The sequence below is a fragment of the Anaerotruncus sp. G3(2012) genome, assembly GCF_000403395.2.
In the GTDB taxonomy this organism is placed as follows: Bacteria; Bacillota; Clostridia; order Oscillospirales; family Ruminococcaceae; genus Anaerotruncus.
This window is the reverse complement of the sequence record NZ_KE159657.1, coordinates 521,695-533,734: the sequence shown is the minus strand read 5'-3', so window position 1 is coordinate 533,734 and position 12,040 is coordinate 521,695. Positions and strand designations below refer to the sequence as shown.

General features: G+C 53.4%; 11 protein-coding genes and 1 riboswitch. Of the genes, 8 read left to right on the top strand and 3 right to left on the bottom strand.

The features are described from left to right. Positions 1-52: 52 nt before the first annotated feature. Positions 53-1,360, bottom strand: a complete 1,308-nt coding sequence (locus C814_RS08350) for an FkbM family methyltransferase (RefSeq protein WP_016315226.1) — start codon at positions 1,358-1,360, stop codon at positions 53-55. A gap of 472 nt (positions 1,361-1,832) precedes the next feature. Continuing rightward, positions 1,833-2,036: riboswitch (cobalamin riboswitch) on the top strand. 130 nt (positions 2,037-2,166) lie between these two features. On the opposite strand from C814_RS08350, the gene C814_RS08345 reads away from it, so the two are divergent. Genes C814_RS08345 through C814_RS08335 form a run of 3 tightly spaced genes read left to right on the top strand, consistent with a single transcriptional unit; the run spans position 2,167 to position 5,017 of the window. Next, positions 2,167-3,210 (top strand): ABC transporter substrate-binding protein, encoded by a 1,044-nt coding sequence (locus tag C814_RS08345; protein ID WP_016315225.1) that lies wholly within the window; start codon positions 2,167-2,169, stop codon positions 3,208-3,210. Then, complete coding sequence (locus C814_RS08340; RefSeq protein ID WP_016315224.1) at positions 3,198-4,277, top strand: FecCD family ABC transporter permease; 1,080 nt, start codon at positions 3,198-3,200, stop codon at positions 4,275-4,277. Before C814_RS08345 ends, C814_RS08340 begins: the two co-directional genes overlap by 13 nt. After that, the gene (locus C814_RS08335; RefSeq protein ID WP_016315223.1) at positions 4,274-5,017 is read left to right on the top strand and encodes an ABC transporter ATP-binding protein; all 744 of its coding nucleotides are present in this window, start codon (positions 4,274-4,276) and stop codon (positions 5,015-5,017) included. Before C814_RS08340 ends, C814_RS08335 begins: the two co-directional genes overlap by 4 nt. Before the next feature lie 192 nt (positions 5,018-5,209). On the opposite strand, the gene C814_RS08330 is transcribed toward C814_RS08335, so the two are convergent. Together C814_RS08330 and C814_RS08325 are read right to left on the bottom strand one after the other, a co-directional pair. Then, positions 5,210-5,671, bottom strand: a complete 462-nt coding sequence (locus tag C814_RS08330) for a GyrI-like domain-containing protein (protein ID WP_016315222.1) — start codon at positions 5,669-5,671, stop codon at positions 5,210-5,212. 25 nt (positions 5,672-5,696) lie between these two features. Further along, a complete protein-coding gene (locus C814_RS08325; RefSeq protein WP_016315221.1) occupies positions 5,697-6,407 on the bottom strand; it encodes a lysophospholipid acyltransferase family protein in 711 nt (236 codons plus the stop codon). Positions 6,408-6,845: 438 nt separating this feature from the next. Between C814_RS08325 and C814_RS08320 the strand changes: the two genes are divergently transcribed. From C814_RS08320 to feoB, 5 genes are all read left to right on the top strand, one after another. Beyond that, positions 6,846-8,156: a putative DNA modification/repair radical SAM protein gene (locus C814_RS08320; RefSeq protein ID WP_016315219.1), complete on the top strand. Its 1,311-nt coding sequence runs from the start codon at positions 6,846-6,848 to the stop codon at positions 8,154-8,156. Positions 8,157-8,315: 159 nt separating this feature from the next. Then, positions 8,316-9,116 carry a TIGR03915 family putative DNA repair protein gene (locus C814_RS08315; protein ID WP_016315218.1) on the top strand — a complete coding sequence of 267 codons (801 nt, stop codon included), beginning with the start codon at positions 8,316-8,318 and terminating at the stop codon, positions 9,114-9,116. 54 nt (positions 9,117-9,170) lie between these two features. Beyond that, entirely contained in the window at positions 9,171-9,434 is a 264-nt protein-coding gene (locus tag C814_RS08310) for a TfoX/Sxy family DNA transformation protein (protein ID WP_016315217.1), read from the top strand. A 107-nt stretch (positions 9,435-9,541) separates the two neighbouring features. Continuing rightward, positions 9,542-9,781 carry a FeoA family protein gene (locus C814_RS08305; protein WP_016315216.1) on the top strand — a complete coding sequence of 80 codons (240 nt, stop codon included), beginning with the start codon at positions 9,542-9,544 and terminating at the stop codon, positions 9,779-9,781. Positions 9,782-9,796: 15 nt separating this feature from the next. Continuing rightward, positions 9,797-11,944 (top strand): ferrous iron transport protein B, encoded by a 2,148-nt coding sequence (gene feoB, locus C814_RS08300; RefSeq protein WP_016315215.1) that lies wholly within the window; start codon positions 9,797-9,799, stop codon positions 11,942-11,944. Positions 11,945-12,040 lie beyond the last annotated feature (96 nt).

Here is a 12,040-nt window from a genome sequence, read left to right as displayed (position 1 = left end):
CACTTTTTTCTTGACAGAAAAGTGCTCTTTTCATTTCAGCAGGTATAGCCTTTTACAGAAGGATCAGATCGCATGGCTCGTGGTTTAGCTCTTCCCACAGCAGCTTCACTTCAGAAATCGGGCGGAAGGTTTCGTTCCCTTCCGTAACCTGTGCGCTGATCGCAAAAGAATCAAAATACTCCTCCAGCATGGCGATCATCTCTTCATAATTTCCAGAGGCATGATAACGATCCTGATTGAATTCGATACAGGTGGGAATTTTGTGGCTTTGATAGAGCGAACGGCTCCCCTTCAATACTTCATACTCGTGTCCTTCTACATCAATCCAGATATATTTGATCTCGCTCTGCGCAATATTGTGCTCTTTTAAATACTGGTCAAGCGTGGTGGTTGCGACAATCTCATCCGCATCCTCCTTGCTGCCCGTTATCAGGCTGTTTCCTCCCTGATTTTCCATACTGTTGACGCGGAGCGCCGCTTTTTCTCTCACCTGGTCCGACAACGCGATCTGTTCCACCTGAAATTCCGGACCGATTCCATTGATCTCCGCATTGCACCGCAGCAGCTTTGCACAGATGCTGTAAGGCTCAAACGCAATGAACCGGAACGCCTTTTTCAGCTTCATCTTACAGTAGATGGAGGTTGTCCCAATATTTCCACCTATATCCAGGAAAATGCCAGATTGAGGTGCTTTACCCTGATAATATACACGGTCCGCAAGGCCGATAAAATTGTCGATGTCGTCTCCCGACCAGTTTCGCCCACTCCCCATCATATAGTGCGGGATGACCTTATCCTGTCTTTCATAAAAATAGGTGATCCCTTCTACGTTCAGGCTGAAATACGGCCCTTCATACTGCTGTACCATATCGTACGACTGTAAGGACTTATACTCCGGAGAATTCATGAAATTGGCCCGCAGCTCTTTCCAGCCAAGCTGGTTTCCCTCTACGATTTCCGGCCTTTCCGGCTCCCGGTCAAGCAGGTACCGATAGGCATAGAGCATGGCGGCCTTTTTGCTGTCTTGATCCATTTCCCCTCTGGAGATCTCCTGTCTGATGGCAGCAATGGAGGCTTCCAGCTGAAAAACAGCCGCTTCCAGTTTGTCGATTCCCCCACCGTATTTCTGGTCAGCCTGTTCCTCCAATCTGCTGGTTTCTTCCTTGCACTTCTGTCCAAGCCGCTCTTCCAATTTGCAGATTTCTTCGCCGTATTTTTGCCCAAGCTGTGCGTCCTGCTCCTCCAGCTTCCCGATCTTCTCATCACACCGCTCCGCCTGCATCCGGCAGGTCTGCTCGAGCTGTCCCACCCTGCTGTTAACACGCTCCAGCTCTTCGAGAATCTGCTTTTTTGATACCATTTTTAAACGCTCCTTATTTTCTATCGTAATGTGGGAAGCCCGGCAGATCAATCGTATTTCTGTCTCTCGTATGAGAGACAGAAACGGGACGTCCCGTTTCTGTCTCTCGTATGAGAGACAGAAACGGGACGTCCCGTTTCTGCTTTGGATAATTTTAGCATATTGCGCAGTTCCCTGTCAAGATGACCGGAAAATGCGCCATTGACAACTCCGCTCCTATCCTTGTATAATACACTTGAAAACAATTCTGTTTTCAAGCAGCGGGTAAATACCCGCAAGCATGCTGTATGCATGCTTATTCACTATATAATACGAAATAGAACCGCCTTTGGCGGCTCCCTGCGGCCAAAAGGCCGCAGGCATCAAAAGAACACTTTGATCCTTTTGATGTATTTCGATTATAAAATTGCATGGGGAGACTCTCCCAGTGCAGATGCCCAGGTGCAGATATTCCTGCACAGCGGCAGCCGACAAATCCTATACGCATGGCAGTGCCGCAAGGCCTGACAGGGAATCTATATCGTCAGCCCGCCAAATGCGCTTTTGACGATGGAATCAGAGCAGCCCCCGCTACTGTATGGAGGACGAGGTTCTGAAGATGTCACTGGGAGACCGGGAAGACCAGAACTGAGGATGAATCCGAGCCAGGAGACCTGCTGTCATGTGGGAAACAACGCTTTCGGTGGGAAAGCCGCGTGGTCAAAACGCTGTGTCCAAACAGCGTTCTTTTGGCGTACACGGACAGATCGAAAGATTTGTCTTTTTTTATTGTCTGCCGCAACAAAACAATCGAAGGAGGACAACACATGAGAACCATCCATTTTTCCAGACTGATCGCCGTGGCGCTCAGTCTCACCCTGCTGGCGGGCTGCGGAACACAGGCCGCCAAATCCGGGCCTACCCCCTCTGCGGAATCGGCGCCATCATCCGAGTCAGCGCCAGCTTCCTCCACTTTGGCGGATGAGGAAGCTTATGAGCCGGTCACCATTCAGAACGGGGATCAAACCATCACCTTCACCAAGATGCCCGAAAAGGTGCTCTGCTGCCACCTGTACGCGGCCGAAAACATGGTGATGCTGGGACTGGAATCGTACATCGCAGGAAAAAATGTTCCAACCAACCCCGCCGAAATGCCGCTTGATGAACTGAAGCCTAAATTTGAAGGCATTCCGGAGGTTGAGCGTTCGCATGAAAACGCGGTTGCGCTCGGGACGGATCTGGTGATCGGTCAAGTCAGCGCATTCAAGGAAACTGGCTGGGGAAGCTACGAGCAGTTCGAGTCCAAAGGGATTCATTGTCTGACCATCTCAGGCACACTGGTCCCGGATGAAACGATCGAGAATGTCTATGAGGACATTGAAAATCTAGGAAAAATCTTCAAGGTGGAGGACCGCGCCGCTGAGTTGATCGCCAGCATTCAAAAGCAGATCGCGGAAGTGCAGGAGGCCGTGAAGGAAGTCCCTGAAACAGAGCGCGTCAAGGCGTTCGTGCTGGATACCTTCAATGGCAATGAAATCTATACCACTTCCAGCGGACTGCAAAGCAATCTGATCGAGCTGGCCGGCGGGATCAACACCACCCGTGGAATGGCGGATTCCAGGTGGTTCAATACCAGTGTGGAGACTCTGGTGGAGGTCAACCCGGATGTCATTATTCTGAATGACTATGGCTCGCAGACGATTCAGGAGAAGCTCGATTTTCTCAACAACAATCCTGCCCTGCGGGAGGTGACCGCGGTCAAAAATCAGGCGTATCTGACCGTTCCGCTCGTGGCGGTGATGCAGGATGTGCGCGCAGCGAGCGCCTGCCGCACCTTCGCGGAATACTTCTATCCGGAATGCTTCGCGTAACCGGAGCGCTGAGGAGACGGAGTCTGCGGGGGCTGCTCCTTTTCCTGTTTCTGCTTCTCGTGCTGGGCGGGTCGGTGGTCGGGACGATCCGGGTCGGCTCGGCACAAATCCCTGTTCCTGAGGTATTTGGGATCCTGAAAGACCAGCTGTTTTTGGGTGGCAGGGAACTGGCATCCGGACGTTGGGAGATGCCGCATTTCCAGATTGTCTGGAATATCCGGCTCCCACGGGTACTGTTCGGCATCTTCTGCGGCGCCGGACTTGCGGCCTGCGGAGCAGCGATGCAGTCTCTGGTGCTTAACCCGATCGCCGACCCTTATATTCTGGGTATCTCCTCCGGCGCATCCGCCGGGGCGGCATGGGCACTGTTGATGCCGCTCCCGGCCTTTGGCGGGCAGTACCAGACCACCTTAGCCGCATTTGCAGGGGCAGCCGCTGCAGCCTGTGCGGTCTATTTTATCGCCAAGACCGCAGGCGGCGGACGGTTGCAGCCGATGACCCTCCTGCTCTCCGGAACTGCGGTCAATGCGGTGATGGGTGCGGTCACCAGCTTTCTGATCTTCCTGGCAAAGAGCCCGGAAAGCATCGCAGCGGTCTACAACTGGCAGATGGGAAGCCTTGCGGCAGCCCAGTGGAAAACCCTCCTGTTTCCCGCGGTCGGGACGACAGCCGGCATCGCGGTGTTTACCCACTGTGGAACCCGGTTCAACATGCTGATGATGGGGGATGAGGATGCGGCCGCAATGGGACTGCGAGTCAAGCCGTTTCGGGCATTGATGTTCCTCGTCTGTGCAGTGCTGGTCGCCTCCCTCGTCTCGGTTACCGGCGTGATTGGATTTGTCGGTCTGGTCGTACCGCACGCGGTCCGGCTGCTTTCCGGTACAAGCGACTGCCGCGCCGTGATCCCGCTGAGTGCGCTGCTTGGGGGGATTTATCTGGTATGGGCAGACGCCCTTGCGCGGAGCGCGTTCGGAGCGGCGGAACTGCCGCTCGGCATTATCACCGCATTTATCGGTGCGCCATTCTTTCTGTATCTGATGGCCCGCAGAGGGAGGTACAACGGATGAAACTGGAATATGACCAAATCCGGGTGCGTCTCAGTGGCCGAGAGATTCTCAAGGGGGTGTCTCTAATCGCAGAAAGTGGGCGGATGACTGGTATCATCGGCCCGAACGGATGCGGAAAATCTACGCTGGTTAAAACGACATTTGGTATCTGCATCCCAAATACCGGACAAGTGCTGGCAGACGGTTCCGATCTCTCCCAGTACAGCCCGCGTGAACGGGCCGCCCTGATCGGCTATGTCGGACAGGATACAGGCTGTCCGTTTGATTTTTCGGTATCCGATGTAGTTGGGATGGCGATGTATGCCCGCAGCGATCGTTCCCTGTCCGCCAAAGAGGTCATCAGGCAGGCGCTGGAAGAGCTGCAAATCTCCCATCTTCGCAACCGAAGTATCCTTTCATTATCAGGCGGGGAGCGGAAACTGGCCTTTATCGCCCGGGCCGTTGCCCAGGGAGCGGATGCTCTGATCCTGGACGAACCCACTAACCATCTGGATATCCGTCACCAGCTTTTTCTGCTGGACTACCTGAAATCCAGAGGAAAAACGGTCCTCATCGTACTCCACGATCTGCGGCTGGCTGCGCATTACTGCGATCATCTGGTCCTGCTTGCGGATGGACTGGTCGCCGCCAGTGGGAAACCACTGGAAGTCCTGTCCGCAGAACGGGTGAAGCAGGTATTCGGAATCTGCGGGAAAGCTTACGCCGCAGATGGGCAGGTTGATTTTTCACTTTTCCGGTGATACGATCATAGAGATCAAAAAAGGATTGGCGCGATTGCGTCAATCCTTTTTTGCTGCCTTTTTCAGTTTCTGCACACGTCCTCTTTGGAAAGAAAACGCCTTCTCTCTTTCTGGGCGGTCATTCCAAGAGAGCATTTGTTAAAAAAAGAGGGGCATCTTTTGGGCGAAATCCCCCTATAATCTGGAGTTTATTTACAACTTTCTAATTGGGAAAAGCATATAATTTTTCCCCGTCTGTGGACAGGTAAAATCGTGGACTGCCCCCACCAATGGAATGGAATTCTCCTCCAGGTATTTTATTGTCTTTGAAAAGGTATCGCTATCTTCACATTCTACATAAATATATTCACAGCCAGGAATAATCCATTTTTTCCAACCATCAGGAGCTTCCGCATCATCTCGGCATTCTACTCCGGCAAGGTAAAGACCTTTTCTGAAATCTTCCCATGGATCAAATGAATGAGAAAAATCAGACATAACCCCCCATATGCCACAGATATTTCCATTTTCATCCTTTTTAGCTAGATGCTGAACTTCTCCAAAATGAGAATTTGCATCAATCCATAATCTTTGAATAAAACCTTCTCCATCTAAAGTTGAACCTTCTTTCCCTATCACAATAAAAGATTCTTTTATGCATCTTTCAACTTTCATATTTCATATTCTCCCTCATAAAATCTTATCCTTTTTCCTCGATAATCAATCGACGAACCTTATCGCCGATCACCTTGAATTCTTCTCTAGAAAGTCCGGATGTTTCGATCGGGGGAAGGATATGCAATCGCACCGCCGCAGGCTTGATCCACATATGGTTGGCCTCCATCGCCTTGTACGATCCACCGATGCAAACCGGCACGATCGGTGCACCAGTTTTCTGCGCGATCTTAAATCCGCCTGCCTTGAATTCGCCTACTTCATCGTTGCGGCTGCGGGTGCCTTCCGGGAAGATAATCATGGAACCGCCTTCCTGAATATTCCTGATCGCCTGATTAAGTGCAGCCATCGAGCGCCGGGGGTTGTTCCGGTCGATGAATACACAGTTGAAATACCGCATCCAGATGCGGATAAACGGGATTTTCTGCAACTCTATCTTGGCTACGATCCCATGTACCCGGTCAAGGTTACACAGAAGGATCGGAATATCGAAGTTCCCCTGATGGTTACTGACAAAAACAGCCGGACAATTCGGAATATTCTCCAGCCCGCTCACCGTTACCTCCACCCCTGCGAGCCGGAGCAACGAACCCATCCACCAGCGCACCCGGCTGTTGACCATACGGTCGCGCTTTTCCCACTTTTGGCGCGAGGTAAGAAACTGGGCGCGCAGCATGCTCGGGACCAGCAGGATAAGAGAAAGCCAGAAATAGAGAAACCAGATGATTGTTCTCATACAAAAAACTCCCCAATCATAAAATTCGACTGTTTTACTATTATAATGTAGTTTTTTAAAAATGACAAGCACAGAAACGAGTCCCATTTTTTGTGTCCCGTACAGGACGGCAGAAAACCTGTATATCCTCTCTGTGGGGATTCACGCTCTCCTGCTTCTGCGGTTATGAAATCTGGCCGCCATTTTATGAAACCAGGTATCGAGCCATGGGTCCAGAAGCAGCCCTATAACGATACCCGCCAGATCTTCCAGAAAATAACCCATATCCAGCCCTCCACAGCTCAGACTGATAGTTTTATTTTAACGCAGGTATTCGGCAGAATCAATACATCCCGCGGAGAAGATAAGATAGATTTTCAAAATTCTGGACAGTTGACAAGTCTTCCGTAAAGTGGTATCCTAAAGAAAGAACTAATGTTCTTTCTTGGAGGGTTGAATGTGGACGTAATGGAAAAACTCGAGATACTTTCCGCCTCGGCAAAATACGATGTTGCCTGCACCTCCAGTGGTGTCGATCGGGCCGGTGTCAAAGGTGGGATCGGCTCCTGTGTCGCACGTGGAATCTGCCACAGCTTTGCTGCCGATGGGAGATGCATTGCGCTGCTCAAGGTGCTGATGACCAACTACTGCATCTATGACTGCAAATACTGTGTCAACCGCCGCTCGAACGATACCCCCCGCACAGCATTTACGCCACGGGAGCTGGCAGAACTGACGATCCAGTTCTACCGCAGAAACTATATCGAAGGTCTGTTTCTCTCGTCGGGCATCCTGAAAAATCCGGACTACACCTGCGAGCAGATGATCCGTGTGCTCGAGCTTCTGCGGGGAGAATATCGGTTCAATGGATATATCCACGCAAAAGCAATTCCAGGAGCGGACAACGCCCTGCTCCAGCGGATGGGGATGCTTGCCGACCGGATGAGTGTCAACATCGAGCTTCCCAGCCAACAGAGCCTGAATCTGCTCGCGCCGGACAAGAGCCGAACCTCTATCCTGCGCCCGATGGGGCTGATCCAGAGCCGGATCGCGGAAAATTCCACCGATCTGGTGCGCTATCGGCATGCACCGAAGTTTGCGCCAGCAGGCCAGAGCACCCAGATGATTATTGGGGCAACCCCCGATACCGACTACCAGATCCTGAACCTCACGCAGGCGCTTTATAAAAAGTACAACCTGAAGCGGGTCTTTTTCTCAGCATATATGCCGGTGCTGGAACACCGCCTGCTTCCCGCGCTCGACACCAAACCGCCGCTTTTGCGGGAGCACAGGCTCTATCAAGCTGACTGGCTGCTGCGCTTTTATGGATTCGAAGCATCCGAGCTGCTCGACCAACAGCATCAGAGCTTTAACCCGCTGGTTGATCCAAAATGCAACTGGGCGATCAACCATATGGAACAGTTCCCGGTCGAGGTAAACAGTGCACCGTATGAAATGCTGCTGCGGGTTCCGGGGATCGGCGTCAAAAGTGCCCAGCGGATTCTGGCGGCACGCCGCACCACTCTGCTCGATTTTGACGGGCTGAAACGGATTGGGGTGGTGCTCAAGCGGGCGCAGTATTTCCTGCTCTGCAAGGGCAGGATGATCGACGGGCTACGGGTCACACCGGATGGTGTCCTGCGTGCCCTGATTTCTGAGCGGGATTATGAATTGGCGCGTCTGCCGGAGGAAGCGCCGGAGCAGCTCTCGCTCTTCGACCGTCAACCGACCGGCCGGGATGTGGTGCAAAGCCTGACCGGCCAGCTCTGAAAACCGGTCCCCTATCTTTCCCTATCTGAAGTTGTACACAAATTTTTTACTGTTGCCGCAGGGCGGAACGTCTGCCTAATCTCCCCCGCCGGGAAACAAACAGGCCGGCCGGCTTGGGGACAGCTCGATCGAAACGGACAACCGAAAGGAGGTATTTCCGTGGAAACAGCATATACCTACGATGGAAGCCTTGGCGGCCTGCTCTGCTGCGTGTTTGACAGTTACACCCGGCGGGAGATGCCGCTGGCGATCCTGACCGAGGGTGAACCGACCTTTTACCGGACTTGGCCGGTCGAGACAGTCGAAGCCCATGCTATACGGGTCTGGCGTTCGCTCGGACGGCTCTCGGGTGAGATTCAGGAATGGGTAAAACGCGGCTGGTTTTCCTGTGTGCAGGACAGGGAATGGATGATCTATCAGTTTATCCGGCTGGCTTACCAGTATGGCGCGCGGGTAACTTCGATGCTGACCAATGCGACTGTCTGCCAACTATTCAAGGCGGTCCGGATGGTGGGCAATGAAGCAGGGCAACTCATCGAGTTTCTCCGGTTTTCCGATTGCGGAGAGGGATTGGTCGCGGTAATCGAACCCAAGTGTATCGTCCTGCCTTTGATGCAGCAGCATTTTACCGACCGGTATCCCGAAGAAATCTTCCTGATCCACGACAAAACCAACCATATGGCCCTCTTCTACCGGCCATATCAGGCACAGATTCTTCCGGTGGAACATCTGGAAGTCCCGGCAATGGGAGCGGAAGAGCAGATGTTCCGCGCACTCTGGCGCAAATATTACGAGGTCGCTGCAGTCGAAGGACGGGAGAATCCCCGCTGCCGGATGGGGCATATGCCAAAACGCTTCTGGAACCACATGACTGAGTTTTCCCAAACTCCAGCAGGAGAACCAGAACCCGGTACCGATCGGCTGACGCAAGGCCCCTCTCCTTCCATCCTTCCAGGATAACATATGGAGTATTGCCCCCTATAAACGTTTACTACCACCAGAAAGGAGAAATCCATGTCAAAATTAACATCCATGATGAACATTGGAAAGGAAATGTCCAAAAAACTAATCTCTATTGGCATTGATTCGCCTGAAAAGCTGATTGAAACCGGTTCCGAACAGGCATTTTTAAAATTGAAAGAGGCGTACCCTCGAGTTTGTCTGGTGTATTTATACACACTGGAAGGCGCGATCCAGAACATCGAATTCAACTGCCTTCCGGAAGACCGGAAAAAGGAACTGAAAGCGTTCAGCGACCAGCTCAAGAAGAAATTTTAAATGGATATAGATTCCCTCCGTGATCCCGAGTAGCATTCGCCCCACCTGCGGAATAGGGTAATAGGGGGTAATACATCCCTGAATCTTGAAATAGGTGGAGAATGAAGATGGAACAAAAGATGATTCCGCTGAGCCGGGTGCCGGAAGGCCGCGCAGCGCGGGTGGTCAGGCTGCTGACCACCGGTGAGATGCGGCGCAGGCTACAGGACATCGGGCTGATACAAGGTACCAAAATAGAGTGTTTGCAAAAAAGCCCCGCCGGAGATCCGGTGGCCTATTACGTCCGTGGCGCGGTGATCGCGCTGCGCTCGGAAGATTCGGATCACATAATGGTGCAATATGCATAAACAGGAGGGATCTTGATGGGGTTGACAGCCAGGTCCACCGGAAAAGGAGCGATGGACCGAAGTCTGACGATTGAGCGGGGTGGGGACCTGCGAGTGGTGGCGCTCGCAGGGAACCCCAACGTCGGAAAAAGCACCGTTTTTAACCAGTTGACAGGAATGCGTCAACATACCGGAAACTGGCCGGGCAAAACGGTGACAAACGCGCAGGGGCGATACCGGCGCGGCGGGCAGGACTATCTGCTGGTGGACCTGCCTGGAGCGTACTCTTTGCTGGCCCATTCGGCAGAAGAGGAAGTGGCGCGGGATTTCATCTGCTTCGAGGAGCCGGACGCAGTCATCGTAGTCTGCGACGCGACCTGCCTCGAGCGAAATCTGAATCTGGCGCTCCAAACACTGGAAGTCACACCTCATGTGGTGCTCTGTGTCAATCTGCTGGATGAAGCAGGAAAAAAGCAGATTCGGATTGACCTTCCCCGGCTCTCCCGACGGCTGGGGGTTCCGGTGATTGGAACGAGTGCGCGGAGCAGCAAAGGGTTGGAACAGCTCACCGGTGCGGTCGAACAGATATGCCGTAAGCCCCCTGACACAAAACCGCTGCGCACGCGGTACCCAGAAGCGGTCGAGCGGGCGCTGGGGCTGTTGGTTCCAGCTCTGGAGCCGCTGAACCTTAAAAAACTCCCTGCCCGCTGGATTGCGGTCAAACTGCTTTCGGAGGATACACAGCTGCTTGCGTCGATCGACGCGTACTTAAAAATCCAGCTCCGAATGCATCCAGAAGTCCGGGACGCACTTGAGGAGGCACAAAGACATCTGACCGAAGAGGGCATCGCGCCCGAAAAATTCCGGGATATGGTGGCGGCATCGGCTGTTCTGTTGGCCGAAGAGCTCTGCATGGATACCGTATCCTACCAGAAAGCCAGCTGTCACGACCGCGACCGGGCGCTTGACCGGCTGCTCACCAGCCGCGCTACCGGAATCCCAGCGATGCTCCTGCTGCTCGCCTTTGTTTTCTGGTTAACGATTGCTGGCGCGAACGTCCCCTCACGCCTGCTCTCCGACCTGCTTTTCCAGGGACAGGGGATACTCGCGGAAGCGCTGTCCTGGGTGGGCGCCCCGCCTTGGCTGAACAGGATGCTTACGGATGGGGTCTATCGAACACTGGCGTGGGTGGTCTCGGTCATGCTGCCTCCCATGGCAATTTTTTTCCCGCTTTTTACTTTGTTGGAGGATTCCGGATATCTCCCCCGCATCGCCTTCAACCTTGACAAAGGCTTCCAACGGTGCCGCGCTTGCGGGAAACAGGCGCTCACCATGTGCATGGGATTTGGATGCAACGCTGCAGGGATCACCGGCGCTCGAATCATCGACTCGCCGCGCGAACGGCTGATCGCGATCATCACCAACAATTTCGTCCCCTGCAACGGACGGTTTCCCACCCTCATCTCGATTATCACAATGTTTTTCATCGGCAGCGCTTCCGGACTTGGGGCAAGCCTCCTTTCCGCCCTGCTGCTGACCGGCATCATCCTGCTTGGCGTGTTGATGACCTTTGCTGTCTCGTTTGTACTCTCCCAAACCATCCTCAAGGGGGTCCCCTCCTCCTTTACACTCGAGCTGCCCCCCTACCGGCGTCCGCAGATCGTCCAGGTGATTGTGCGGTCGATTTTTGACCGTACCCTGTTTGTTCTTGGGCGTGCAGCAGCGGTCGCTGCACCTGCTGGCCTGCTGATCTGGTGTATGGCCAATCTGACGGTCGGCGGACAGAGCCTTCTGGCACACTGCAGCGGATTCTTCGACCCGTTTGCCCGCCTGCTGGGGCTGGATGGAGTGATCCTGATGGCATTCATCCTAGGATTCCCAGCGAATGAAATCGTGGTGCCGGTTATGTTGATGGCCTATCTTTCGACTGGGAGCCTAACCGAAATCAACGACCTGACACAGCTGAAAACCCTGCTGACCAGCCAAGGCTGGACCTGGCTGACCGCTACCTGCACGATGCTGTTTTCCCTGTTGCACTGGCCCTGCTCGACAAGCTGCATGACCATCTATAAGGAAACCCACAGCATCCGGTGGACGCTGGTTTCGTTCTTGGTACCGACCGTGATCGGCATGGTGATCTGCGGTACAGTTGCGGGGGCGGCCCGCCTGTTCGCGCTGACGTGAATGGCAGACAGGGATTCTGCTACGTGCGGTTTAGTTTGGTACATTCAGGACGATTATTTATGTTAGAAAGATGTGGAACAGATGTTGTGTTGAACA

What these genes read in the sequence shown, in the direction of transcription:
- C814_RS08330 (WP_016315222.1), bottom strand. Translation starts at nt 5,671, where the DNA reads ATGAAAGTTGAAAGATGCATAAAAGAATCTTTTATTGTGATAGGGAAA.
- C814_RS08335 (WP_016315223.1), top strand. Translation starts at nt 4,274, where the DNA reads ATGAAACTGGAATATGACCAAATCCGGGTGCGTCTCAGTGGCCGAGAG.
- C814_RS08340 (WP_016315224.1), top strand. Translation starts at nt 3,198, where the DNA reads ATGCTTCGCGTAACCGGAGCGCTGAGGAGACGGAGTCTGCGGGGGCTG.
- C814_RS08310 (WP_016315217.1), top strand. Translation starts at nt 9,171, where the DNA reads ATGTCAAAATTAACATCCATGATGAACATTGGAAAGGAAATGTCCAAA.
- C814_RS08350 (WP_016315226.1), bottom strand. Translation starts at nt 1,360, where the DNA reads ATGGTATCAAAAAAGCAGATTCTCGAAGAGCTGGAGCGTGTTAACAGC.
- feoB (WP_016315215.1), top strand. Translation starts at nt 9,797, where the DNA reads ATGGGGTTGACAGCCAGGTCCACCGGAAAAGGAGCGATGGACCGAAGT.
- C814_RS08345 (WP_016315225.1), top strand. Translation starts at nt 2,167, where the DNA reads ATGAGAACCATCCATTTTTCCAGACTGATCGCCGTGGCGCTCAGTCTC.
- C814_RS08325 (WP_016315221.1), bottom strand. Translation starts at nt 6,407, where the DNA reads ATGAGAACAATCATCTGGTTTCTCTATTTCTGGCTTTCTCTTATCCTG.
- C814_RS08305 (WP_016315216.1), top strand. Translation starts at nt 9,542, where the DNA reads ATGGAACAAAAGATGATTCCGCTGAGCCGGGTGCCGGAAGGCCGCGCA.